Annotated in this window: 18 protein-coding genes; 10 read left to right on the plus strand and 8 right to left on the minus strand. The window is 70.4% G+C overall.

Features of this window, described 5'->3' with window-relative positions; translation table 11 throughout:
• Window positions 1-87: 87 nt before the first annotated feature.
• The 4 genes from bioC to bioB all read right to left on the minus strand — a co-directional run bounded on the left by bioC (window position 88) and on the right by bioB (window position 3,915).
• The gene (gene bioC, locus LMJ29_RS02910) at window positions 88-882 is read right to left on the minus strand and encodes a malonyl-ACP O-methyltransferase BioC (protein WP_229603880.1); all 795 of its coding nucleotides are present in this window, start codon (window positions 880-882) and stop codon (window positions 88-90) included.
• Window positions 875-1,594: an alpha/beta fold hydrolase gene (locus tag LMJ29_RS02915; protein WP_229603882.1), complete on the minus strand. Its 720-nt coding sequence runs from the start codon at window positions 1,592-1,594 to the stop codon at window positions 875-877. Before LMJ29_RS02915 ends, bioC begins: the two co-directional genes overlap by 8 nt.
• A gap of 2 nt (window positions 1,595-1,596) precedes the next feature.
• A complete protein-coding gene (gene bioF, locus LMJ29_RS02920; protein ID WP_229603883.1) occupies window positions 1,597-2,769 on the minus strand; it encodes an 8-amino-7-oxononanoate synthase in 1,173 nt (390 codons plus the stop codon).
• Window positions 2,770-2,862: 93 nt separating this feature from the next.
• Window positions 2,863-3,915 carry a biotin synthase BioB gene (bioB, locus tag LMJ29_RS02925; protein ID WP_229603885.1) on the minus strand — a complete coding sequence of 351 codons (1,053 nt, stop codon included), beginning with the start codon at window positions 3,913-3,915 and terminating at the stop codon, window positions 2,863-2,865.
• 124 nt (window positions 3,916-4,039) lie between these two features.
• Here bioB and LMJ29_RS02930 point away from each other — a divergent pair, with 124 nt between their 5' ends.
• From LMJ29_RS02930 to LMJ29_RS02970, 9 genes are all read left to right on the plus strand, one after another.
• Entirely contained in the window at window positions 4,040-4,795 is a 756-nt protein-coding gene (locus LMJ29_RS02930) for a ComF family protein (RefSeq protein ID WP_377657313.1), read from the plus strand.
• A gap of 73 nt (window positions 4,796-4,868) precedes the next feature.
• Complete coding sequence (locus LMJ29_RS02935; RefSeq protein ID WP_229603887.1) at window positions 4,869-5,048, plus strand: glycyl radical enzyme family protein; 180 nt, start codon at window positions 4,869-4,871, stop codon at window positions 5,046-5,048.
• Between the two features lie 151 nt (window positions 5,049-5,199).
• Window positions 5,200-6,174, plus strand: a complete 975-nt coding sequence (locus tag LMJ29_RS02940; RefSeq protein ID WP_229603888.1) for a serine/threonine protein kinase — start codon at window positions 5,200-5,202, stop codon at window positions 6,172-6,174.
• Between the two features lie 148 nt (window positions 6,175-6,322).
• Window positions 6,323-7,207: an EamA family transporter RarD gene (rarD, locus tag LMJ29_RS02945; protein WP_229603890.1), complete on the plus strand. Its 885-nt coding sequence runs from the start codon at window positions 6,323-6,325 to the stop codon at window positions 7,205-7,207.
• A gap of 866 nt (window positions 7,208-8,073) precedes the next feature.
• Complete coding sequence (locus LMJ29_RS02950; protein WP_229603892.1) at window positions 8,074-10,251, plus strand: malate synthase G; 2,178 nt, start codon at window positions 8,074-8,076, stop codon at window positions 10,249-10,251.
• Window positions 10,252-10,524: 273 nt separating this feature from the next.
• Window positions 10,525-12,459, plus strand: coding sequence for a putative nucleotidyltransferase substrate binding domain-containing protein (locus tag LMJ29_RS02955; RefSeq protein ID WP_229603894.1), 1,935 nt, complete (start codon window positions 10,525-10,527; stop codon window positions 12,457-12,459).
• Complete coding sequence (locus LMJ29_RS02960; RefSeq protein WP_229603895.1) at window positions 12,456-13,178, plus strand: 3'-5' exonuclease; 723 nt, start codon at window positions 12,456-12,458, stop codon at window positions 13,176-13,178. Before LMJ29_RS02955 ends, LMJ29_RS02960 begins: the two co-directional genes overlap by 4 nt.
• Window positions 13,179-13,271: 93 nt before the next feature.
• On the plus strand, window positions 13,272-14,648 hold the full coding sequence (gene dbpA, locus LMJ29_RS02965) for an ATP-dependent RNA helicase DbpA (protein ID WP_229603897.1): 1,377 nt from the start codon (window positions 13,272-13,274) through the stop codon (window positions 14,646-14,648).
• Window positions 14,649-14,945: 297 nt separating this feature from the next.
• On the plus strand, window positions 14,946-16,820 hold the full coding sequence (locus LMJ29_RS02970; RefSeq protein ID WP_229603899.1) for a diguanylate cyclase domain-containing protein: 1,875 nt from the start codon (window positions 14,946-14,948) through the stop codon (window positions 16,818-16,820).
• Window positions 16,821-16,824: 4 nt separating this feature from the next.
• Here LMJ29_RS02970 and LMJ29_RS02975 read toward each other — a convergent pair whose 3' ends face one another.
• The 4 genes from LMJ29_RS02975 to nirB form a co-directional block, all read right to left on the minus strand.
• Window positions 16,825-17,583 carry a slipin family protein gene (locus LMJ29_RS02975; protein WP_229604003.1) on the minus strand — a complete coding sequence of 253 codons (759 nt, stop codon included), beginning with the start codon at window positions 17,581-17,583 and terminating at the stop codon, window positions 16,825-16,827.
• Entirely contained in the window at window positions 17,583-18,986 is a 1,404-nt protein-coding gene (locus LMJ29_RS02980) for an NfeD family protein (protein ID WP_229603901.1), read from the minus strand. The genes LMJ29_RS02975 and LMJ29_RS02980 overlap by 1 nt, the downstream gene beginning before the upstream one ends.
• A 163-nt stretch (window positions 18,987-19,149) precedes the next feature.
• A complete protein-coding gene (gene nirD, locus LMJ29_RS02985; RefSeq protein ID WP_229603902.1) occupies window positions 19,150-19,530 on the minus strand; it encodes a nitrite reductase small subunit NirD in 381 nt (126 codons plus the stop codon).
• Window positions 19,530-22,088, minus strand: a complete 2,559-nt coding sequence (nirB, locus tag LMJ29_RS02990) for a nitrite reductase large subunit NirB (protein WP_229603904.1) — start codon at window positions 22,086-22,088, stop codon at window positions 19,530-19,532. Before nirB ends, nirD begins: the two co-directional genes overlap by 1 nt.
• A 545-nt stretch (window positions 22,089-22,633) precedes the next feature.
• On the opposite strand from nirB, the gene yccS reads away from it, so the two are divergent.
• Window positions 22,634-24,838 (plus strand): YccS family putative transporter, encoded by a 2,205-nt coding sequence (gene yccS / locus LMJ29_RS02995; protein WP_229603906.1) that lies wholly within the window; start codon window positions 22,634-22,636, stop codon window positions 24,836-24,838.
• Window positions 24,839-24,902 lie beyond the last annotated feature (64 nt).

Consider the following 24,902-nt stretch of genomic DNA (forward strand, 5'->3'; position numbering starts at 1 on the left):
TCTTCTGTCGCCCAGCTCATTACTACCTCTCGAGTTCACGCGACTTATGTATAACGCCGAGCGCCGGAGCGTGGGAGCCATCATGCATCACACCCGCCGCAACACCCCGTACACCACCTGCCAGCTGGCCGGCAGGCCCTGTTCGTCACGGAAGCGCTCGTAGGCTTCGAGCAGCGCCAGCACGCGCGCGCGACCGGTGAGGCCGCCGGGACGGCCGGGGTTGAGGTTGTGCGCGCCGAGCGCCTTCAGCTCGTGGGTCAGCTGGCGCAGGTCGCGGTAGTGCAGCACGCGGCGCTCGCTGGTGAGCGTGACCACCTCGAGACCACTGGCCGCGCACAGCGCCTGATAGTCCTCGAAGCGGCGGAAGCGGTTGACGTGGACGAAGCCGTCCACCGCCTGCCAGCTGTCGCGCAGCTCCTGCAAGGTGCCGACGCACAGGCTGGTGAAGGCCAGCACCCCGCCCGGCGCCAGCACGCGGCGCGCCTCGCCGAGCACGGCGGCGAAGTCCGCGCACCACTGCAGGGCCAGGCTGGAGAAGATCAGCTCCTGGCTGGCGGCGGCCAGCGGCAGGCGCTCGGCGTCGCCGCAGACGTAGCGGCTGGCGCCGCCCAGCGGACGGGCGTGGCGCAGCATGCCCTCGGCGATATCCACGGCGGTGCCCTGCCCTTGCGGGAAACGCGCGGCCAGCGCGCGGCTGAAATGGCCGGTGCCGCTGCCCAGATCGACCCAGTCATGCGGGGCCAGATCGGCCGGCAGGCGCGCCAGCAGCTCGCCACCTACCGCGCGCTGCAGCTCGGCGACGCTGTCGTAGCTGGCCGCGGCGCGCGAGAAGGAGGCGGCGACCTGGCGCTTGTCCGGCAGATCGGCGGCGGAATCAGTCATCGTCGGCCTCGCGGACGAACTCGGCGAGCAGCGCGGCCAGCGCCTGCGGCTGCTCGAGGACGAAGGCGTGGCCGCAGCCCTCCAGCACGTCGACCTCGCCGGCCGGTAGCAAGGCCAGCAGCGCCTCGGCGGCGGCCGGAACCAGGGCGTCCAGCTCGGCCAGCAGGTGCAGTTGCGGCCCGGCGAAGCTCGCCAGCGCCGCGCGGTTGTCCAGCGCGGCCAGCACGTCCAGGCCGGCGAGCAGTTGCTCCGCCGCCTGAGCCGGCAGGCCCTGCTGCAGCTGGCGACCCAGCGCGCGGGCATCACTGCAGCCCTGGGCGCAGAGCATGGCGAAGCGCTTGAGGGTGGCGACGGCATCGCTGGCGCAGCCGGCGCGGAAGGCGGCGAAGGTCTCGCTGCCCATGGCGTCCGGCCAGCCCTCGCGGGCGACGAAGCCGGCGTTGCTGGCCAGGGTGACCAGACCGTTGCAGCGCGCGCCCCGGCGCGCGCCCAGCGCGGCAGCGAGCATGCCGCCCAGCGACCAGCCGCCCAGCCAGCAGTCGGTGCTCAGGCGGGCGTCCAGCTCGTCCAGCCAGGCCGCGGGATCGTCGGAGGCCAGCGCCGGCAGCTCGGCCAGTTCGGTCGCCAGGCCCTGTTCGTTCAGGGCGGCGACCAGCGGTTGCAGCGCGGCCGGGCCGAGGCCCCAGCCGGGCAGCAGGATCAGTTTGCTCATGGTCATTCCTCGACCGGGGGTAGCAGCGCCTGGCACTCGCCCAGCGCGGCCAGCAGGCGATCGACCTGCTCGACGCTGTGCGCGGCGGACAGGGTCACGCGCAGGCGCGCGGTGCCGGCCGGCACGGTGGGCGGGCGGATGGCGCCGACCATCAGGCCGCGCTCGCGCAGCAGGCGGGAGAATTCCACCGCGCGGGCGCTGTCGCCGATCAGCAGCGGCTGGATCGGCGTCGGGCTGTCCATCAGGGTCAGGCCCAGCTCACTGGCGCCAGCGCGGAAACGCGCGATCAGCGCATTCAGGTGTTCGCGGCGCCAGCCTTCGCTGCGCAGCAGCTCGAGGCTTTTCAGCGTGGCGCAGGCCACCGCCGGCGGCTGGCTGGTGGTGTAGATGTACGGGCGGGCGAACTGGATCAGCGTCTCGATCAGCTCAAAGCTGCCGGCGACGAAGGCGCCGGCGGTGCCGAAGGCCTTGCCGAGGGTGCCGACCAGCACCGGCACGTCGTCGATGCCCAGGCCAAAGTGCTCGACGATGCCGCCGCCAGTCTTGCCCAGCGGGCCGAAGCCGTGGGCGTCGTCGACCATCACCCAGGCGCCTTTCCGGCGCGCCGCGGCGCACAGTGCCGGCAGGTCGGCCAGATCGCCGTCCATGCTGAACACGCCATCGGTGACTACCAGACTGTTGCCCTCGGCCTTGTCCAGGCGCTTGGCCAGGCTCGCGGCGTCGTTGTGCAGGTAGCGCGAGAAGCGCGCGCCGGACAGCAGGCCGGCGTCGAGCAGGGAGGCGTGGTTGAGGCGATCCTCCAGCACGCTGTCGCCCTGCCCCACCAGCGCGGTGACCGCGGCGAGGTTGGCCATATAGCCGGTGGAGAACAGCAGCGCGCGCGGCCGGCCGGTGAATTCGGCCAGCGCCTCTTCGAGCTCATGGTGCGGCTGGCTATGGCCGATCACCAGGTGCGAGGCGCCGCCGCCGACGCCCCATTTGTCCGCGCCCTGCTGCAGGGCGCGGATCACCTCGGGGTGGTTGGCCAGGCCCAGGTAGTCGTTGGAGCAGAAGGCCAAGAGCTTTTGTCCGTCGACCACCACCTCCGGGCCCTGCGGGCTTTCGAGCAGCGGGCGCTGGCGGAACAGGTTGTCCGCCCGGCGGGCGGCGAGACGGGCGGCGAGGTCGAAGGGCATGGCGGCTCGATGCTAGGTAATGCAGGTCGCTGTAGGGGCGAATTCATTCGCCCGACGCGGCTACGTCAGGCGAATGAATTCGCCCCTACAGAATCAGACGGCAGCGGCGTCGGTGAACAGCTGCGAGTTGCGCTGCTCGACCAGTGCCTGCTCGATGGCGGCCTGGTGCACCTCGTCGGCATGCTCCTCGCGGGCCTCGGGCTTGATGCCCAGACGCTGGAACAGGCGCATGTCGCGCTCGGCCTCGGGGTTGCCGGTGGTCAGCAACTTCTCGCCGTAGAAGATCGAGTTGGCGCCGGCCAGGAAGGCCAGCGACTGCATCTGCTCGTTCATCTGCTCGCGGCCGGCGGACAGGCGCACGTGCGACTGCGGCATGAGGATGCGCGCCACGGCCAGGGTACGGATGAAGTCGAACGGATCGACGTCCTCGGCCTCGGCCAGCGGGGTGCCCTTGACCTTCACCAGCATGTTGATCGGCACCGACTCCGGGTGCTCGGGCAGGTTGGCCAGCTGGATCAACAGGCCCAGACGGTCGTCCAGCGACTCGCCCATGCCGAGGATGCCGCCGGAGCAGATCTTCATGCCCGCCTCGCGCACGTAGCCGAGGGTCTGCAGGCGCTCGGCGTAGGTGCGGGTGGTGATGATATTGCCGTAGAACTCCGGCGAGGTATCGAGGTTGTGGTTGTAGTAGTCCAGGCCGGCGTCGGCCAGGGCCATGGTCTGCTCCTGGTCGAGGGTGCCCAGGGTCATGCAGGTCTCCAGGCCCATGGCCTTGACGCCCTTGACCATCTCCAGCACGTAGGGCATGTCCTTGGCGCTCGGATGCTTCCAGGCGGCGCCCATGCAGAAGCGGGTCGAGCCGATGGCCTTGGCCTCGGCGGCGGCCTTGAGCACCTTCTGCACTTCCATCAGCTTCTCTTTGTCGAGGCCGGTGTTGTAGTGGCCGGACTGCGGGCAGTACTTGCAGTCTTCCGGGCAGGCGCCGGTCTTGATCGACAGCAGGGTCGACACCTGCACCTCGTTGGGGTTGAAGTGCTGGCGGTGCACACCCTGGGCCTGGAAGATCAGGTCGTTGAACGGCTGGGCGAACAGGGCGCGGACCTCGTCGAGGGTCCAGTCGTGGCGCAGGGAAGCGTTGGCACTCATGGGGCGGTGTTCCTGGTTGGCGGGGCGGCGCATGGCGGACAGCGGCCCTGCTAGAGTGGCAGGGCGGCATGGATGGCCGCATCTTCTCCGGGCGGCGGAGAAGATGTCAACTGCAGGGAAAATCATGGTTTACCAATGGACAAAAAATAACCTATTCAACGTGAGCGCCGCCCTGACCCGGCTGCGCCTCGCCGCCGGCGCCTCCGCCTGTCTGCTCTGCGACCTGCCCGCCGACACCGCCCACGCCCTGTGCGGCGCCTGTCAGGACGAGTTGCCCTGGCTCGGCGCGCATTGCAGCGTGTGCGCCCTGCCGCTGCCGGCGGCGGGGCTGACCTGCGCGCACTGCCTGCGCCGCATGCCCAGCTTTACCCGGGTCGAGGCGCCGTGGCGCTATGCCTTCCCGGTCGATGCGCTGATCACCCGCTTCAAGCACCAGGGCGCCTGGCCGCTGGGCCGCCTGCTCGGCGAGCTGCTCGCCGAGCACCTGCGCCACGCCCATCTGGAGGGCCTGCCGCGCCCCGAATTGCTGTTGCCGGTGCCGCTGGCCGCGCAGCGCCTGCGCCTGCGCGGCTTCAACCAGGCGGCGCTGCTGGCGCGCTGGCTGGGCGGGTCGCTGCGCATCGCGGTGGACGACGACCTGCTGCGCCGCCCGCGCGACACCGCCGCCCAGCAGGCGCTGGACGCTGCGGCGCGCAAACGCAACCTGCGCAGCGCCTTCGCCCTGGCCGATCCGCGACTAGTGGCCGGCCGCCACCTGGCGCTGGTCGACGACGTGCTGACCACCGGCGCCACCGCCGAGGCGCTCGCCCACCTGCTGCGCCAGGCCGGTGCGGCGCGGGTGGACGTCTATTGCCTGGCGCGCACGCCGGCGCCGGCCTGAAGGCGGCCCGCCGCTGGTCTACGCTTGGCGCAGAGGGAACGCATCGACCACACCAGGCCGGGGGAATACAGTCATGACCATCGTCCATTGCCGCGAATGCCACCAGGACGTCGAGCGCCACGCCAAGACCTGCCCGCACTGCCACGCCGAGATCCCCGGCGAGAGCAAGCTGCTGCTGGCGGCCAAGTACGCGCTGTTCTTCGTCATCCTCGCCGCGCTGATCTACGTGCTGTTCAACTTCGTCGGCGGTTGAGCGCCAACGGGCCGGACCAAGGCAATCGTCGATCCCGGGCCGTCCCTATACCTGATCGACCGCCCCTCAGGTATAGAGGCACTGACCCTGCGCGCCAGGCAAAACCATGACGGCAAGGGGTACACTCCCAGGCCTCTGCCTGGAGCCCGTCATGAGCCATCCCTTCGCCACCCTCACTCCCGATCTGGTGCTGGACGCCGTGGAAAGCCTCGGCTTTCTCAGCGACGCCCGCGTGCTGGCGCTGAACAGCTACGAGAACCGCGTCTACCAGGTGGGCATCGAGGACGAGGTGCCGCTGATCGCCAAGTTCTATCGTCCCGCGCGCTGGAGCGATGCGGCGATCCGCGAGGAGCATGCCTTCAGCTTCGAGCTTGAGGCCCATGAGGTACCGGTGGTGGCGCCGCTGCTGGTCGACGGCGACAGCCTGTTCGAGCACGCCGGTTTCCGCTTCGCGCTGTTCCCGCGCCGCGGCGGCCACGCCCCGGAGCCGGGCAACCTCGACCAGCTGTACCGCTTCGGCCAGCTGCTCGGCCGCCTGCACGCCATCGGCGCCAGCCGGCCGTTCGCCCACCGCGAGGCGCTGACGGTGAGCAACTTCGGCCACGAATCGCTGGCCACCCTGCTCGACGGCAACTTTATTCCCGCCAGCCTGCTGCCGGCCTACCACTCGGTGGCGCGCGACCTGCTGGCACGTCTGGACGAGCTGTTCGCCCGCGTCGAATACGCCCCGATCCGCCTGCACGGGGACTGCCATCCCGGCAACCTGCTGCTGCGCGACGAGCAGTTCCACATCGTCGACCTCGACGACTGCCGCACGGGCCCGGCGGTGCAGGACCTGTGGATGCTGCTGGCCGGCGACCGCCAGGAGCGCCTGCGGCAGATCAGCGAGCTGATCGACGGCTACCAGGAATTCCACGACTTCGCGCCGCGCGAGCTGGCGCTGATCGAGGGCCTGCGCAGCCTGCGCCTGATCCACTACAGCGCCTGGCTGGCGCGGCGCTGGGACGATCCGGCGTTCCCGGCCAGCTTCCCGTGGTTCGGCAGCGAACGCTACTGGGGCGAGCAGGTGCTGACCCTGCGCGAACAGCTGGCCGCGCTCGACGAGGAGCCGCTGCGCCTCTACTAATTTGTGGTCCCTCCCGGGCTGTAAGGAAAAGCTGACGGCCGGCTGCCGGCCGGTCGCCGCCAGGTCGCGTCGAGGACAGACAGCCCCGCCGCCACGCACTAGAATGGTGCGACAAAATACTTAGCTTCCTAAATTTCAGGAGCCTTGCATGACCACCGCCAACCCGCGTCGCGGGTATCTCCTCGGCCTGACCGCCTACGTCATCTGGGGCCTGTTTCCGCTCTACTTCAAGCTCCTGGCGAGCATCCCCGCGCTGGAGATCGTCGTCCACCGCGTGCTCTGGTCGGCGCTCGGCGCCGCGCTCCTGCTGCTGCTCTGGCGTCACCCCGGCTGGTGGCGCGAGCTGCGCGACAACCCGCAGCGCCTGGGCGTGCTCACCCTGTCCGGCCTGCTGATCGCCTGCAACTGGCTGATCTACGTGTGGGCGGTGAACAACGCGCACATGGTCGAGGCCAGCCTCGGCTACTACATCAATCCGCTGATCAACGTGCTGCTCGGCCTGCTGCTGCTCGGCGAGCGCCTGCGCCGCCTGCAGTGGCTGGCGGTGGCGCTGGCCGCCGTCGGCGTCGCCCAGCAGGTCTGGCAGCTCGGCAGCCTGCCCTGGGTGTCGCTGCTGCTGGCGCTGTCGTTCGCCTTCTACGGACTGCTGCGCAAGCGCGCGCCGGTGGCGGCGCTGCCGGGCCTGGCGGTGGAAACCTGGCTGCTGCTGCCGCTGGCGCTCGGCTGGCTGTGGCTGCATCCGGACGCCGGCAGCAGCCAGCAGGCGTTCTGGAGCAGCCCGCAGGCCTGGTGGCTGGCCATGGCCGGGCCGGTCACCGTGCTGCCGCTGCTGTGCTTCAACGCCGCCGCGCGCCACCTGCCCTACGCCACCCTGGGCTTCCTGCAGTACCTGGCGCCGACCCTGGTGCTGCTGCAGGCGGTGTTCTTCTTCGGCGAGACGCTGGAGCCGGCCCGCCTGCTGGCCTTCGCCTGCATCTGGGCGGCGCTGGTGGTGTACAGCCTGGACGCCGGCCTGGCCCTGCGCCGCGCCTGAGCATTTTTCGAGCAATCCCGTGCAGGCCGCGCCGGCCGTGGCCTACGCGGCCTTGCCCCAAGCTTATCCACACCCTGATCCCCGGCGGATGTGCACAAGCCGGCCGGCCTTCGGCTGATCAAAAAACGACCAAACGCCCGCCAAGCCCCGCCGCCGCTGCGCCCCGGCCATCCATCCCGAGCTTATCCACAGGCTGATCCCCCGCAATGGGGGAAAAACCCGCCCGCGCATCCCTCGAAGCGTGCTGCACAAAAAACGTACACCTCGCTGCAGGCCGCGCCGTGCGTGGCCTGCAGCAAGCTGCCCGCAGTTTGTCCACACCCTGATCCACGCCCCGTGTGGACAACCGCCGCGCTGTGCACAACGGCCAATACCGCCTCTTGGATGACTTTTCCACACCCCGGACGCCACAAAGCGCGCAAAAAATCGCCAAGCCTCGCCAGGCCCCGGCGCATCTGGCCTGCGCCGAGGGCTCCAGAGCTTATCCACAGGGGCATCCACGCCCGCCGTGCATAACCCGAACTGGCCTGATCAAAAACCGCACAGTCGCCTGCAGGCCGCGTGGCGTCTGGCCTGCAGCGCTATGCCCAAGGCTTGTCCACAGCCCCATCCACGCCAAACGTGGACAACCCGACCAGCGGCGCTGCCGCGTCGTCGCGCGCCGGGTCCGGACGGAACCTGAAGATGCCCGCGTGCGCCTGTGGAAAACCGCCGGCGGGCCTTGAGTAGCGGTTTTCCCCGACTTTTGTCGAAGGCCGACCGGCCTTCGTGCATTTCCCGAACGGCATCATGTAGTATGTCGCGGCTCGGACTACATAACGGCGTGGCCGCGGTCCGATGCGACTCCCAACAGAGTGAGGCAAGCAATGACTGAACGCGTCCAAGTCGGTGGCCTGCAGGTCGCCAAAGCCCTTTACGACTTCGTCACCAACGAGGCCATTCCCGGTACCGGCGTGTCCGCCGACCAATTCTGGGCTGGCGCCGACCGCGTGATCCACGACCTGGCGCCGAAGAACCGCGCCCTGCTCGCCAAGCGTGACGACCTCCAGGCCAAGATCGACGCCTGGCATCAGGCCCGCGCCGGCCAGGGCCACGACGCAGTCGCCTACAAGGCCTTCCTGCAGGAAATCGGCTACCTGCTGCCGGAAGCCGAAGACTTCCAGGCCACCACCGCCAACGTCGACGACGAGATCGCCCGCATGGCCGGCCCGCAGCTGGTGGTGCCGGTGATGAACGCGCGCTTCGCCCTGAACGCCGCCAACGCCCGCTGGGGCTCGCTGTACGACGCCCTGTACGGCACCGACGCCATCCCGGAAGAAGGCGGTGCCGAGAAAGGCGCCGGCTACAACCCGCAGCGCGGCGCCAAGGTCATCGCCTTCGCCCGTGCCTTCCTCGACGAGGCCGCGCCGCTGGAAGGCGCCTCCCACGTCGACGCCAGCGGCTACGCCATCGACGGCGGCAAGCTGGTCGTCAGCCTGCAGAACGGTGGCAGCACCGGCCTGAAGAACCCGGCCCAGCTGATCGGCTTCCAGGGCGAGGCCAGCGCGCCCAAGGCCGTGCTGCTCAAGCACAACGGCAACCACTTCGAGATCCAGATCGACCGCAACAGCCTGATCGGCAAGACCGACGCGGCGGGCGTGAAGGACGTGCTGATGGAAGCCGCGCTGACCACCATCATGGACTGCGAAGACTCGGTCGCCGCCGTCGATGCCGAAGACAAGGTCATCGCCTACAAGAACTGGCTGGGCCTGATGAAGGGCGACCTGGCCGAGGAAGTGGCCAAGGGCGGCAGCACCTTCACCCGCACCATGAACGCCGACCGCGTCTACACCGCGGTGAACGGCGGCGAGCTGAGCCTGCACGGCCGTTCCCTGCTGTTCGTGCGCAACGTCGGTCACCTGATGACCAACGACGCGATCATCGACCAGGAAGGCAACGAGGTGCCGGAAGGCATCATGGACGGCCTGGTCACCAGCCTGATCGCCCTGCACAACCTCAACGGCAACACCAGCCGCAAGAACAGCCGCACCGGCAGCGTGTACATCGTCAAGCCGAAGATGCACGGTCCGGAAGAAGCCGCCTTCACCAACGAGCTGTTCGGCCGCGTCGAGGACGTCCTCGGCATGCCCCGCAACACCCTCAAGGTCGGCATCATGGACGAGGAGCGCCGCACCACCGTCAACCTCAAGGCGTGCATCAAGGCCGCCCGCGAGCGCGTGGTGTTCATCAACACCGGCTTCCTCGACCGCACCGGCGACGAGCTGCACACCTCCATGGAAGCGGGCGCCTTCATCCGCAAGGGCGACATCAAGAACGCCGCCTGGATCAAGGCCTACGAGAACTGGAACGTCGACATCGGCCTGGCCACCGGCCTGTCCGGTCGCGCGCAGATCGGCAAGGGCATGTGGGCCATGCCCGACCTGATGGCCGGCATGCTCGAGCAGAAGATCGCCCACCCGCTGGCCGGCGCCAACACCGCCTGGGTGCCGTCGCCGACCGCCGCCGCGCTGCACGCCCTGCACTACCACAAGGTCGACGTGTTCGCCCGCCAGCAGGAGCTGGCCAAGCGCGAGCGCGCCTCGCTGGACGACATCCTGACCATCCCGCTGGCGCCGAGCATCAGCTGGAGCGCGGAGGAGATCCAGAACGAGCTGGACAACAACGCCCAGGGCATCCTCGGCTACGTGGTGCGCTGGATCGACCAGGGCGTCGGCTGCTCCAAGGTGCCGGACATCAACGACGTCGGCCTGATGGAAGACCGCGCCACCCTGCGCATCTCCAGCCAGCACATCGCCAACTGGCTGCGCCACGGCGTGTGCACCGAGGCCCAGGTGCGCGAGACCTTCGAGCGCATGGCCCTGGTGGTCGACCGTCAGAACGCCAACGACCCGCTGTACCGCCCGATGGCGCCGAACTTCGAGGACAACATCGCCTTCCAGGCGGCCCTCGAGCTGTGCATCGAAGGCGGCAAGCAGCCCAACGGCTACACCGAGCCGGTGCTGCACCGCCGTCGTCGCGAGTTCAAGGCCAAGTACGGCCGCTGATCGCGCACCCGGTTCGGGGCGCGTCCAGGCCCGCGCCCCAACCCCGCAACGCGCCGCTCCCCTCCGGGGGGCGGCGCGTTGTGCTTTTGGGCCCCTCCCCCCGGCCAAAGGCCGATTGCCAGCGCTCCGGCCAGCCGCTAGCGTGAAGGCTCGACCAGCCGACCGCCCCGCCGCGGCGAGCGTGCTGCGCCCGCCGGCCGACCTGGGTCAAACGGGCCGCCGCGCCCGACCGGCACACTCGACAGCCACCAGCGTTTCAGGGAGAACGACACGATGAGCAAGGCGGACGCCTTCGCCGAGGCCGGCAAGACCGCGGTCCTGCAGAACATCCAGGGCACCATCCAGTTCCTGCAGGCCTTCCCGCCGTTCGACCAGATGGAAGCCGGCCATCTCGGCTTCCTGGTGGAGAACTGCCAGCTGCGCTTCTACGCCGCCGGCGACCCGGTGCTCCGGCCGGCCGACGGCCGCGTCGAGTACATGTACGTGGTCAAGCAGGGCCACGTCATCGGCCAGCGCCCCAGCCCCACCGGCAGCGGCATGCAGAACACCCTGGAGATCGCCGTCGGCGAATGCTTCCCGATGGGCGCGCTGGTCGGCGAGCGGCCGACGCGCACCGACTACCTGGCCGCCGAGGACACCTTCTGCCTGCAGCTCAACCGCGAGGCCTTCGCCCGCCTGCTCGGCCTCTCGGTACCGTTCCGCGACTTCGCCATGCGCGGGGTGAGCAGCCTGCTCGACCAGGTCAACCAGCAGGTCCAGCTCAAGGCCGCGGAGACCCTCGGCGCGCAGTACTCGCTGGATACCCGCCTGGGCGAGCTGGCCTCGCGCAGTCCGGTCACCTGCACCTCCGGCACCCGCCTGCGCGACGCCGTGCGCCTGATGCACGAGCAGCACGTCGGCAGCCTGATCATGGTCGACGGCCAGCAGCGCCCGATCGGCATCTTCACCCTGCGCGACCTGCGCCGGGTGATCGCCGACGGCAGCGGCGACCTGCAGGTGCCGCTCGACCTGCTGATGATCCCCGACCCGTTCCACCTGCCGCCCTCGGCCACCGCCTTCGACGCCGCCCTGGCGATGACCCAGCGGCATATCGCCCACGTCTGCGTGGTCGAGGACGAGCGCCTGGTCGGGGTGATCTCCGAGCGCGACCTGTTCTCCCTGCAGCGCGTCGACCTGGTGCACCTGGCGCGCACCATCAGCAGCGCCGGCTCGGTGGCCGCCCTGGCCGCGCTGCGCGGCGACATCGCCCACCTGATCGACAACATGCTCGCCCACGGCGCGAGCCCCGCGCAGCTCACCCACATCATCAGCCTGCTCAACGACCATACCGTGAGCCGGGTGATCGAACTGACCATCGCCCGCCTCGGCGATCCCGGCGTGCCCTTCACCTGGCTGGTGTTCGGCAGCGAGGGCCGCCGCGAGCAGACCCTGCACACCGACCAGGACAACGCCATCCTCTTCGAGGCGGCCAACCAGGCCGAGGCCGAGCGGATCCGCCAGCGCCTGCTGCCGCTGGCCCGCGAGATCAACCAGGCCCTCGACCAGTGCGGCTTCACCCTGTGCAAGGGCGACATCATGGCCGGCAACCCCGAGCTGTGCCTGTCGCGCCAGGAGTGGCTGCGCCGCTTCGCCGGGATCATTCACAACCCCAACCCCGAGCACCTGCTGCACTCGACCATCTTCTTCGACCTGCGCGCGGTGTGGGGGCCGAGCGAGGGCTGCAAGGTGCTGGTCGACAGCCTGCTGGAGATGATCGCCGACAGCGCGCTGTTCCAGCGCATGATGGCCGGCAACGCCATGCTGCACCGCCCGCCGATCGGCCGCTTCCGCGACTTCGTGGTGGCCAGCCGCGGCGCCGAGAAGGACACCCTCGACCTCAAGATCGAGGGCCTCACGCCCTTCGTCGACGGCGCGCGGATCCTCGCCCTGGCCCACGGCATCAGCGAGAGCAACACCCTGGAGCGCTTCCGCCTGCTCGCCGAGCGCGGGGTGATCGAGGCCAAGGACGCCGCCTCCTTCGAGGAGGCCTACCACTTCATCCAGCTGATCCGCATGCAGCAGCACCAGCTGCAGGAGCGCGCCGGCAAGCCGCTCAGCAACCGCCTGGACCCGGACACCCTGAACACCCTCGACCGCCGCATCCTGCGCGAATCCTTCCGCCAGGCGCAGCGCCTGCAGACCCGCCTCAGCGTGCGTTACCAGCTATGAACCCGTTCGCCTTCCTCAGCGCCCTGCTCGGCAGGGGGCCGCAGCTCGACGACGAGCAGCGCCGCCGCCTGCAGCGCCTGGCCTCGCCGCCGCCGCTCGACGGCCGGCCGCTGCAGACCCAGCGCTTCGTGGTGCTCGACCTGGAGACCAGCGGCCTGAACGTCGAGCGCGACATCGTGCTGTCGATCGGCGCGGTGCTGATCGAGGACGGCGCCATCGACTTCGGTCGCCAGTTCGAGTGCACCCTGCAGCGCCAGCTCAAGACCGTCACCGAGAGCGTGCTGATCCACGGCATCCCGCCCAGCGCGCTGGCCCGCGGCGTCGCCCCGGCCGAGGCGCTGCTGCAGCTGATGGAGTTCGCCGGCGACTGCGTGTTCCTCGCCTATCACGCGCCCTTCGACCAGCGCATGCTGACCCGCGCGCTGAAGACCGAGCTGGGCTACCGCCTGCAGCATCCGTTCTTCGACATCGCCGACCTCGCACCCATGCTGTTCCCCGAGGCCTTCGTGCAGCGCGGCGGCCTCGACCACTGGATCGACTACTTCAAGCTCAGCATGGCGCAGCGCCACCACGCCTCGGCCGACGCCCTGGCCACCGCCGAGATCGCCCTGATCCTGTTCAACCGCGCGCGGCGCATGGAACTCGACAATGTCTACCAGCTGAGCCAGCGCCTGGCCCACTGGCACCGCTCGCGCAGCGCCGCCCAACACGCGCTGTAACCCCGACGGCAGCCGACCGCCGGCCGGGGCGGACGGCGGCGAGGCGGCCATCCTGCTACACTCGCCGGCCATTTCCGTTGCCAGGCCCGCCCCGTGACCGCCGCCTTCACCACCCTGCCGCTGCCCGCCCCCCTGCTCGCCAGCCTCGACGCCCTCGGCTACCGCGAGATGACGCCGATCCAGGCGCACAGCCTGCCGGCCATCCTCGCCGGCCACGACCTGATCGCCCAGGCGCGCACCGGCAGCGGCAAGACCTGCGCCTTCGCCCTCGGCCTGCTCGCCCCGCTCAACCCGCGCTACTTCGGCTGCCAGGCGCTGGTGCTGTGCCCGACCCGCGAGCTGGCCGACCAGGTGGCCAAGGAGATCCGCGCCCTGGCCCGCGGCCTGAACAACATCAAGGTGCTGACCCTGTGCGGCGGCGTGCCGTTCGGCCCGCAGATCGGCTCGCTGGAGCACGGCGCGCACATCGTCGTCGGCACCCCCGGGCGGGTGCTCGAGCACCTCAACCGCGGTAGCCTCAAGCTCGACGGCCTGAGCCGCCTGGTGCTCGACGAGGCCGACCGCATGCTCGACATGGGCTTCGTCGACTCCATCAGCGAAATCATCGAACAGACCCCGAGCCGCCGGCAGACCCTGCTGTTCTCCGCCACCTACCCCGAGGGCATCGAGCAGCTGGCCGCGCGCTTCCTGCGCCAGCCGCAGCGCGTCGAGGTGGAGAGCCAGCACGACCAGAGCGTGATCGAGCAGCGCTTCTACGAGGTCGATCCCAAGCAGCGCATGGAAGCGGTGGCGCGCCTGCTGCTGCACTTCCGCCCGGCCTCCAGCGTGGTGTTCTGCCAGACCAAGGCGCAGTGCCAGGAACTCGCCGGCATGCTCGACGCGCGCAAGATCTCCGCGCTGGCCCTGCACGGCGATCTCGACCAGCGCGAGCGCGATCAGGTGCTGGCGATGTTCGCCAACCAGAGCTGCTGCGTGCTGGTGGCCACCGACGTGGCCGCCCGCGGCCTGGACATCGACGGCCTGGAGGCGGTGATCAACCTCGAGCTGCCGCGCGATCCGGCGGTGCACGTGCACCGCATCGGCCGCAGCGGCCGCGCCGGCGCCAAGGGCCTGGCGCTGTCGCTGGTGGCGCCCAGCGAGGCGAGCCGCGCCAGCGCCATCGAAGAGCTGCAGCAGAGCCCGCTGCAGTGGGGCAATCTCGAGCTGCTCAAACCGCTGGGCAGCGAGCGCCTGCTGCCGCCGATGACCACCCTGTGCATCAACGGCGGCCGCAAGGACAAGCTGCGCCCGGGCGACATCCTCGGCGCGCTGACCGGCGAGGGCGGCCTGCCGGGCACGGCGATCGGCAAGATCGCCCTCTACGACTTCAACGCCTACGTGGCGGTCGAGCGCGAGCAGGCCAGGGCGGCGCTGCAGCGCCTCAGCGAGCGCAAGGTCAAGGGCCGCCACTACAAGGCGCGGATTCTCTGAGCATCCGCTGAACATCCGCTGAAACTCTGCTGAAAAACCGCTGAAATCCCGCCCGCGGCGTGACTGCCGTTCGTCGGCCATGCCGCGGCCGACGGCGGCGCTCCGCCGATTGCCCACGACGCCCGGTCGCGGTTGGCTACAGTTGAGGTACGGCCGCGCCCTGGAAAGGGCAACGCGGCCGCCCGCAATCGGCCTCCCCGGCAGGGAACCGCGAGGCCCAGTCATGGAGTTCGCGGATCTCTCATGCATCACGGATTCGGCCGGAGCGCCCAAGGGACGGTGCCGGAAGGGCTCGTTGTGCGCCCGTCTGCGCTGCGTCGTCCGTGGCTGCCGCTCATCCTCCTCCTCGCCCTGCTGGCGCCGCTGGCGATCGCGCAGGACGGCCGCGCGCCCCTGCAGCTCGACGGCCGCGAGCAGGGCGTGGAGCTGCATCGCCACTTCGGCCTGCTGCGCGACCCCGGCGCCCGCCTCGGCGTCGAGCAGCTGGCGGCACGGGGAGCCGACTTCCGCCCCAGCCGCCGGCGCAACGATCTCAGCCTGGGCTACAGCCACGACGCCATCTGGCTGCAGCTCAAGCTGCGCGCGCCGGCCGACCACGGCGGCGAGTGGCGCATCGAGTTCGGCTACCCGCCGCTGGACTCCGTCGAGCTGTTCAACGTCGGCGCCGACGGCGTGCAGCGCCAGGTCGCCGGCGACACCCTGGCGCTGCACCTGCGCAGCCTGGCCTACCCCGCCCCGCTGTTCTCGGTCAGCCTGGCCCCCGGCGAGCAGCGCACCCTGTACTTTCGCGTGCGCTCGGCCGGCAGCCTGACCCTCGACGCCAGCCTGTGGAGCGTGGCCAACTTCGTCGAGCACAGCCTGCGCGACGCCATGCTCGAAGCCCTGTACTTCGGCGTGCTGCTGACCCTGGCCAGCTACAACCTGCTGCTGTTTCTCACCGTGCGCGAGCGCAGCTTCCTGTACTACGTGCTGTTCGCCGGCAGCTTCGCCGCCAGCATGCTGGGCTTTTCCGGCTTCGGCGCGCAGTACCTGTGGCCGCAGGGCGGCGAGTGGAGCAACCGCGTGCTGCCCTTCTGCCTGGCCCTGACCAACGCCAGCGCCGTCCTGCTGACCCGCAGCTTTCTCGACACCGCGCGCTACACGCGGACCTGGGACCGCCTGCTCGGCATCGACATCGCCGCGCAGCTGGCCGTCACCCTGGGCACCCTGCTGCTGCCGCTCGCCCTGATGCTGCAGGCGCTGTCGCTGAGCGGCGTCGCCAACCTGCTCCTGCTGCTGGTCTGCGCCATCGACTGCGTGCGCCGCCGGCTGCCCGCCGCGCCGCTGTACAGCGCGATCTGCCTGCTGCTGCTGGGCGGCGCGGTGCTGCTGGCGCTGCGCAACTACGGCGTGCTGCCGTCCAACGCGCTCACCGCCAACGCCCTGCAGTTCGGCTCGATGCTCGCCCTGCTGCTGCTGTCCTTCGGCCTGGCGGCGCGGCTCAACGCGCTCAAGCGCCTCAAGGTGGCGGCCCAGGCCATGGCGCTGGCCATCCAGCGCCACAGCCTGCAGGCCCTGCAGGAGCAGGAGCGCATGCTGGAGCAGCGCGTGGCCGAACGCACCGAGGCGCTGGCCGCGGCCAACGAGCGGCTGCAAGAACTGGCGATGAAGGACCCGCTCACCGGCCTCGCCAACCGCACCGCCCTGCGCCAGCACCTCGAGCAGGCCTGGCAGCGCGCCCTGCGCCGCCGCGAGCTGCTGGCGCTGATCCTCCTCGACCTCGACGGCTTCAAGCCGGTCAACGACAGCTACGGCCACGAGGCGGGCGACCTGCTGCTGGGCCAGGTCGCCGCCCGCCTGCAGGAGAGCGCGCGGACCACCGACCTGGTGGCGCGCCTGGGCGGCGACGAGTTCGTGCTGGTCTGCGAGAGCATCGGCAGCACGCAGCAGGCCGAGGCGGCGGCCGCGCGCATCCTCGACATCCTCGGCGAGCCGTTCTACCTGCTCGGCGAGGAGATCCACATCGGCGCCAGCATCGGCATCAGCTTCGGCCCCGGCGCCGGCAGCGCGGCGCTGCTGCGCGAGGCCGACCGCGCCATGTACCGGGCCAAGGCCGCCGGGCGCAACCGCATCTGCCTGGGCGAGACGCCGCACGACGAGGCGCAGGAAGAGGCGCGCCCCGACGGCGCCTGAGCGCTCAATCCTTGCGGGCCAGTTCGCCCAGGCCCTGCAGCAGGTCGATCGGCAGCGGGAAGACGATGGTCGAGCTCTTGTCGCCGGCGATGCTGCCGATGGTCTGCATGTAGCGCAGCTGCATGGCGCCGCTCTGCCGGGCGAGCATCGCGGCGGCCTGCATGAGCTTCTCGGAGGCCTGCAGCTCGCCCTCGGCGTGGATCACCTTGGCGCGCCGCTCGCGCTCGGCCTCGGCCTGCTTGGCGATGGCGCGGATCATCGACTCGTCGAGGTCGACGTGCTTGATCTCGACGTTCGCCACCTTGATGCCCCAGGCGTCGGTCTGTGCGTCGAGCACCTGCTGGATATCGACGTTGAGCCGCTCGCGCTCGGCGAGCATGTCGTCCAGCTCGTGCTTGCCGAGCACCGCGCGCAGGGTGGTCTGCGCCAGCTGGCTGGTCGCCACCTTGTAGTCCTCGACCTGGATGATCGCCTTCTGCGGATCGAGCACCCGGTAGTAGACCACCGCGTTGACCTTCACCGAGACGTTGTCGCGGGAGATCACGTCCTGGGTCGGCACGTCCAGCACGATGGTGCGCAGGTCGACCCGCACCATCTGCTGCAGGCCCGGCACCACCAGGATCAGCCCCGGCCCCTTGACCTTCCAGAAGCGCCCGAGCTGGAACACCACCCCGCGCTCGTACTCGCGCAGGATCCGGAACGCCGACACCAGAAGGCCGATCAGCACGGCCAGCAGTGCGGCGAAACTCAGTTCGAAACCCATCATGATCGCGTGCCTCCTTCGGCCGCCGTCTGCGCCGCCACCACTTCCAACAGGACGCCGTGGCGGGCGGTGACCCTGACTTCCTCGCCGGAGCGCAGCGCCTGGGCGCTGCGCACCTGCCATCGTTCGCCCTGCAGCTGCACCCAGCCGCAGCGCGCATCGTCCGCCTCGATCCGCACCACCCTGGCCAGGCTGCCGACCAGCCCGGCGTCGCCGGCCACCGACATGCGCCGGCGCGCCTTCAGGGCCATGCCGGCGATGAAGGCGATCAGCACCGCGCTGACGATGGCCAGGGCGAGGATCAGCGCCAGCGGGATGCCGAAGCCGGGCACCTCGGTGTCGATCAGGATCAGCGCGCCGACCACGAAGGCCACCACCCCGCCGATGCCGAGGGCGCCGAAGCTGGGCAGGAACGCCTCGGCGGTCATGAACACGATGCCGAGCAGGATCAGCGCCATGCCGGCGTAGTTCACCGGCAGCAGTTGCAGGGAGTAGAGGGCGAGGATCAGGCAGATGGCGCCGAGCACCCCGCCGACGCCATGGCCGGGGCTGGAGAACTCGAAGAACAGCCCGTAGACGCCGAGCATCATCAGGATCAGCGCCACGCTGGGGTTGGTGATCACCGCCAGCAGGCGGGTGCGCCAGTCCGGCTGGCGCTGCACCAGCTCGGCGCCGGCGGTGTGCAGGGTTAGCGTCTGCCCGGCGACGTCGAGGGTCTTGCCGTCCAGTTGGCGCAGCAGCGCGGCGAGGTCGCTGGCCAGGTAGTCGACGACCTTGAGGCGCAGCGCCTCCTCGGCGGCCAGGCTGGCAGACTCGCGCACCGCCAGTTCGGCCCACTCGGCGTTGCGCCCGCGGAGCTGAGCCAGGCCGCGGATATAGGCGGCGGCGTCGTTGACCTGCTTGCGGCTCATCACGTCGCCGGAGGGCTCGGCGGCGCCGTCCTTGCCCTTGTCCTTGTCCCCGTCCTTGTCCGGCGTGGCCGGCGGTTGCGGCGGCGCGCCGGGCTGGCCGCCGACCTGCACCGGGGTGGCGGCGCCCAGGTTGGTGCCCGGCGCCATGGCGGCGATGTGGCTGGCGTAGAGGATGTAGGTGCCGGCGCTGGCCGCCCGCGCGCCGCTCGGCGCCACGAAGCTGGCCACCGGCAGCGGGCTGGCGAGGATCGCCTTGATGATGTCGCGCATCGCGGTATCGAGGCCGCCGGGGGTGTCGATCACCAGCACGGCGAGCTGCGCGCCGTCCTCGCGCGCCCGCGCCAGGCCGCGGACCAGGTAGTCGGCGCTGGCCGGGCCGATGGCGCCCTCGACGCTCAGCACCACCACCGGCGCCGGCGCGGCCAGCACCGGCAAGGCCGCCAGCGCCAGCGCGGCGCAGGCCAGGCGCAGGCAACGGACGAGAGATAGCATGGCCTTCCCCGGGCGATCGCGGCGGATATCAGGGAAAGGATAGTCGAGCGCGGCCGCCTGTGCGGCGGCGGCTATCGAGCCGGGATGCGCGCCCGGCAAACGGGCTGCGCGATACGGGGCTGCCGCGCAGCCGGCCGGACGATCCGGCGCGGCCCGGCGGGGCTCACTCCACGCCGATCTCCACCGCGTCGCCGTTCAGGCGCACCGGCCAGACCTGCAGGGACTCTTCGGGATACTCCAGGCAGGCGCCGTCTTCCAGGCGGAAGTGCTGCTTGTACAGGGGCGAGGCGATCACCAGCTCGCCCTTGAGGCTGCCGACGATGCCGCGGCCGATGACGTTGGCGCCCGACTTGGGGTCCTTGTTGGCAATCGCGTAGAGGGTCTTGCCATTGGCGGCGTCGGGCAGGTGGAACAGCGCCACCTGGGCGCCCTCGTGCCAGGCGACCACCCCGGAGTTGGCCACCAGGTCGTGGCTGCTGCACAGCGCGCGCCAGTGGATGACGCGGCCCAGGGATTCCTTGCGTACGGCGTTGGACTGGCTCATCAGAGTGCCTCCTCGGCAACGGGGATCAGGTGGAGTTCATGGGCGCGGGCCGGGCGGCGCTGCTCGCGCTCGCGGACGAAGTGGATGTCCGGGTCGCCGCGGCCGTCGTTGACGAAGGTGCGGAAGCGCTTGAGCTTCTCCGGGTCGGCGATGGCGTTGGCCCATTCGCACTCGTAGCTGTCGACGACGTGCTGCATCTGGCTTTCCAGCTCGGCGGCGAGGCCCAGGCTGTCGTCGATGATCACTTCCTTGAGGTAGTCGAGGCCGCCCTCCAGGCTCTCGCGCCACACCGAGGTGCGCTGCAGCTTGTCGGCGGTCTGCACGTAGAACATCAGGAAGCGGTCGATGTAGCGCACCAGGGTGTCGTCGTCGAGGTCGGTGGCGAACAGCTCGGCGTGGCGCGGGCGCATGCCGCCGTTGCCGCACACGTAGAGGTTCCAGCCCTTGTCGGTGGCGATCACGCCGACGTCCTTGCTCTGCGCCTCGGCGCACTCGCGGGTGCAGCCGGAGACGGCGAACTTGATCTTGTGCGGCGAGCGCAGGCCCTTGTAGCGGTTCTCCAGGTGCAGGGCCATGCCCACGCTGTCCTGCACGCCGTAGCGGCACCAGGTGCTGCCGACGCAGGACTTCACGGTGCGCAGCGACTTGCCGTAGGCGTGGCCGGTCTCGAAGCCGGCCTCGATCAGCTCGCCCCAGATGTCCGGCAGCTGGTGCAGCTGGGCGCCGAACAGGTCGATGCGCTGGCCGCCGGTGATCTTGGTGTAGAGGTCGTACTTCTTGGCCACGGCGCCCAGGGCGATCAGCCTGTCCGGGGTGATCTCGCCGCCGGCGATGCGCGGCACGATCGAGTAGGTGCCGTTCTTCTGCATGTTGGCCATGAAGGTGTCGTTGGTGTCCTGCAGCGGGATCAGCAGCGGATCGGTGATCGGCTGGTTCCAGCACGAGGCGAGGATCGAGCCGACCGCCGGCTTGCAGATGTCGCAGCCGACGTGGCCGCGGCCGTGCTTGGCCAAGAGCTCGTCGAAGCTGCGGATGCCCTCGACGCGGACGATCGCGTACAGCTCCTGGCGGGTGTGGGCGAAGTGTTCGCACAGGCTCTTGTCGACGGCGACGCCGCGGGCGGACAGCTCGTGCTCGAACACCTGCTTGAGCAGCGCGCTGCAGCCGCCGCAGCCGGTGGCGGCCTTGGTCTGCGCCTTGAGCTCGCCCAGGTCGGTGATGCCGGCGTCCACCGCGCAGCACACCGCGCCCTTGGTGACGTTGTGGCAGGAGCAGATGGTCGCGGTGTCCGGCAGGGCGTCGGCGCCCAGCGCCGGGGCGCCGTCGGACAGCGGCAGGATCAGCCCGGCCGGGTCGGCCGGCAGCTTGATGCCGTTCTGCGCGTACTGCAGCAGGGTGTCGTAGTAGCTGTTGTCGCCGACCAGCACCGCGCCGAGCACCCGCTTGCCGTCGGCGGAAACCACCAGGCGGCGGTAGGCGGAGTTGGCTTCGTCGATGAAGCGGTAGCTCTTGGCGCCCGGGGTGGCGCCGTGGGCGTCGCCGATGGAGCCGACGTCGACGCCGAGCAGCTTGAGCTTGGTCGACATGTCAGCGCCGGCGAAGGTCTCGTGCGGCTCGCCGGCCAGCTGCGCTGCCACGCCGCGCGCCATGCCGTAGCCGGGGGCGACCAGGCCGAACACGCTGCCGTTCCACGATGCGCACTCGCCGATGGCGTAGATCGCCGGATCGCTGGTCTTGCACTGGCCGTCGATCACCACGCCGCCGCGCGGCGCGATCTCCAGGCCCGCGCTGCGGCCCAGGGCGTCCTGCGGGCGGATGCCGGCGGAGAACACGATCAGGTCGGTTTCGAGGAATTCGCCGTCCTGGAAGTTCATCCGGTAGGCGTATTCCTCGCCGCTGACGATCTCCTGGGTGGCGCGCGACAGGTGCACGCCGACGCCCAGGGCCTCGATCTGCGCACGCAGCGCGGCGCCGCCTTCGGCGTCCAGCTGCACCGGCATCAGGCGCGGGGCGAATTCCACCACGTGGGCCTCGAGGCCCAGGGATTTCAGCGCATTGGCCGCCTCCAGGCCCAGCAGGCCGCCGCCGACCACCACGCCGCGGCGGGCGTTGGCCGCGGCGGCGCGGATGGCGTCGAGGTCCTCGAGGGTGCGGTAGACCAGTCGCGAGTTGCCCTCGGCACCCGGAATCGGCGGCACGAAGGGGTAGGAGCCGGTGGCCAGGATCAGCTGGTCGTAGGCCTGGCGCCCGGCGCTGGTGACCACTTCCTTGCGCTCGCGGTCGATCTCCAGCACCTGCACGCCCAGATGCAGCTGCACGCCGTGGCTGGCGTAGAAGTCGGCGTCGCACATGGCCAGCGACTCGGCATCGCGGCCGCCGAAGTATTCGGACAGGTGCACGCGGTCGTAGGCGCGCTGGCGCTCCTCGCCGAACACGTGGACCTCGAAGCTCGCCAGTGCACCCTTGCCGACCAGTTGCTCGACACAGTGATGGCCAACCATGCCGTTGCCGACGATGACCAGATTCGCTTTGCTGCTGGGGAAGTCACTGGAGCTCATAACCCGTACCTCGATCGAAGCCGCTGCCAGGCGGCTGGCCGGCAAAAAAAACGCATAAAAAAAAGCGCCTGGAGCCGTCGAGCGGCTCCAGGCGCCTTTGCCTGGTGTTCCTGTCGGTGAGTGCCTGGGCAACGCTGCCCGGCTCACCGGTCCTGCGCCTGGGGCGCGCGATGGTCGCCATTGACCATCCGGACGGCCTGCCACGCGTGGGCGGCAGGGGATGAGCAGTGCCGAGCAGATTCCATGCCAGCTTTGCCCAGACCCTCCCTCAAGGCGGCGCAAGACGCGGCGCAGAGCCTTGGTCGGCGCCGTCGCCGGGCACTGCCGCGGCCCGTCGGCGGTCCGGCGGCGCGCACGGCCGGCGTGCACGCCGAACCAAAACGGTGCGCGCCAGCCTCGGAAATCCCGCTTTCGGTGCGAGCGCCTGGCCCACCGGCCGCAGGCGCGCCACGACCGCCAGCGCCCTCTCCCGGCGCAGCCGGGCCTGCGTCTACAATGCGCCTTGCCGTGCTCTTCCCCCTCTTCCTGCAGCCGTCGACCGCCCCATGCCCAATCCCTCGCTCCGCCAATCCCTGCGCCGCCTGTGGGCGCTGGACAAGTTCAGCTACAGCCTGCGCGTGCTGATCGCCCTGGCCGGCAGCATGGCGCTGAGCTGGCAGCTGGAGCGCATGGAGCTGCTCATCCCGCTGTTCCTCGGCATCATCGCCAGCGCCCTGGCGGAGACCGACGACAGCTGGCAGGGCCGCCTGCAGGCGCTGCTGGCGACCCTGGCGTGCTTCGCCGGCGCGGCCTTCGCCGTCGAGCTGCTGTTCCCCTATCCCTGGCTGTTCGTCGCCGCCCTGGCGCTGTCGGCCTTCGCCCTGACCATGCTCGGCGCGCTCGGCGAGCGCTACGGCACCATCGCCTCGGCGACCCTGATCCTGTCCATCTACACCATGATCGGCGTCGACCAGCGCGGCGGCGAGGTGGTCGACCTGTGGCACGAGCCGCTGCTGCTGGTCGCCGGCGCCGCCTGGTACGGCCTGCTCTCGGTGCTCTGGCAGGCGCTGTTCAGCCACCAGCCGGTGCAGCAGGCGCTGGCCCGGGTGTTCCGCGAGCTGGGCATGTACCTGCGCCTCAAGGCCGCCTTGTTCGAGCCGCTGCGCGAGCTGGACGTCGAGGCGCGCCGGCTGGCCCTGGCGCAGCAGAACGGCAGGCTGGTGAACGCGCTCAACGCCGCCAAGGAGATCATCCTGCACCGCGTCGGCAAGGGCCGGCCGAACCCGCAGCTGAACCGCTACCTGAAGCTGTACTTCCTCGCCCAGGACATCCACGAGCGCGCCAGCTCCTCGCACTACCCGTACAACGCGCTGGCCGAGGCGTTCTTCCACAGCGACGTGCTATTCCGCTGCCAGCTGCTGCTGCAGCAACAGGGCAAGGCCTGCCGGGGGCTGGCCCGCGCCATCGAGCTGCGCCAGCCGTTCGCCTACGAGCAGGCCAGCGCCCAGGCGCTGGCCGACCTGGAGGCCTCGCTGGACCATCTGCAGGGGCAGCACAACCCGCAGTGGCGCGGCCTGCTGCGCTCGCTGCGCGCGCTGGCCAACAACCTGGCCAACCTCGAGCAGCTGCTCAGCGCGGCGCGCAACCCCGACGCGCTGGCCGACGAGCAGGACAGTACCCTGCACGACCGCGCGCCGCACAGCCTGCGCGAGGTCGGCGAGCGCCTGCGCCAGCAGCTCACGCCCACCTCGCTGCTGTTCCGCCACGCCCTGCGCCTGGCCGTGGCGCTGGCCGCCGGCTACGGCGTGCTGCACTGGATCCACCCCAGCCAGGGCTACTGGATCCTGCTCACCACCGTATTCGTCTGCCAGCCGAGCTACGGCGCCACGCGCACCAAGCTGGTCCAGCGCATCGCCGGCACCCTGTGCGGCCTGCTCGCCGGCTGGGCGCTGTTCGACCTGTTCCCCGGCGCCGTGGTGCAGTCGCTGATCGCCGTGGCCGCCGGGGTGGTGTTCTTCGCCAGCCGCAGCACGCGCTACACCCTGGCCACCGCGGCGATCACCCTGATGGTGCTGTTCTGCTTCAACCAGGTCGGCGACGGCTACGGGCTGATCTGGCCGCGGCTGGTCGACACCCTGCTCGGCAGCCTGATCGCCGGCCTGGCGGTGTTCCTGATCCTGCCCGACTGGCAGGGCCGCCGCCTGCCCAGCGTGGTGGCCAACACCCTGAGCTGCCACGCCCGCTACCTGCGGCAGATCATCCAGCAGTACGCCAGCGGCAAGCGCGACGACCTCGCCTACCGGGTGGCGCGGCGCAACGCACACAACGCCGACGCCGCGCTGGCCGCCAGCCTCGCCAACATGCTGCTTGAACCCGGCCACTTCCGCCGCGAGGCCGACGTGGGCTTTCGCTGCCTGGTGCTCTCGCACACCCTGCTCAGCTACCTGTCCGCCCTCGGCGCGCACCGCCCCGCCCTGCCGGCCGAGCTGCGCGACAGCCTGGTCGAGCAGCCCGCCGACTACCTGGCCGACAGCCTCGAGGCAATCGCCGAGCGTCTTGCCCGCCGCCAGCCGCCCGAGGCGCCGGCGCGCGACGAGGAGCTGCTGGCCCGCGAGCTGGAGCAGTTGCCGGAAGAGGCCGACGAGCGCCAGCGCCTGCTGCGCACCGAACTGGCCCTGCTGTGCCGCCAGCTCGCCCCGTTGCGCGCGGTGGCGGCGCACCTGCTGGGGCCGGACGGCGAGGCGGCCGCGGCCCGATCAGCGACGAACTGACGGCCATTTCGAGGCCAATGTCGGGATCGCGGTCTACACTCAGGGTTCACCCACCCGAGGAGAG

The sequence above is a fragment of the Pseudomonas oryzagri genome, assembly GCF_020831405.1.
GTDB lineage: Bacteria > Pseudomonadota > Gammaproteobacteria > Pseudomonadales > Pseudomonadaceae > Geopseudomonas > Geopseudomonas oryzagri.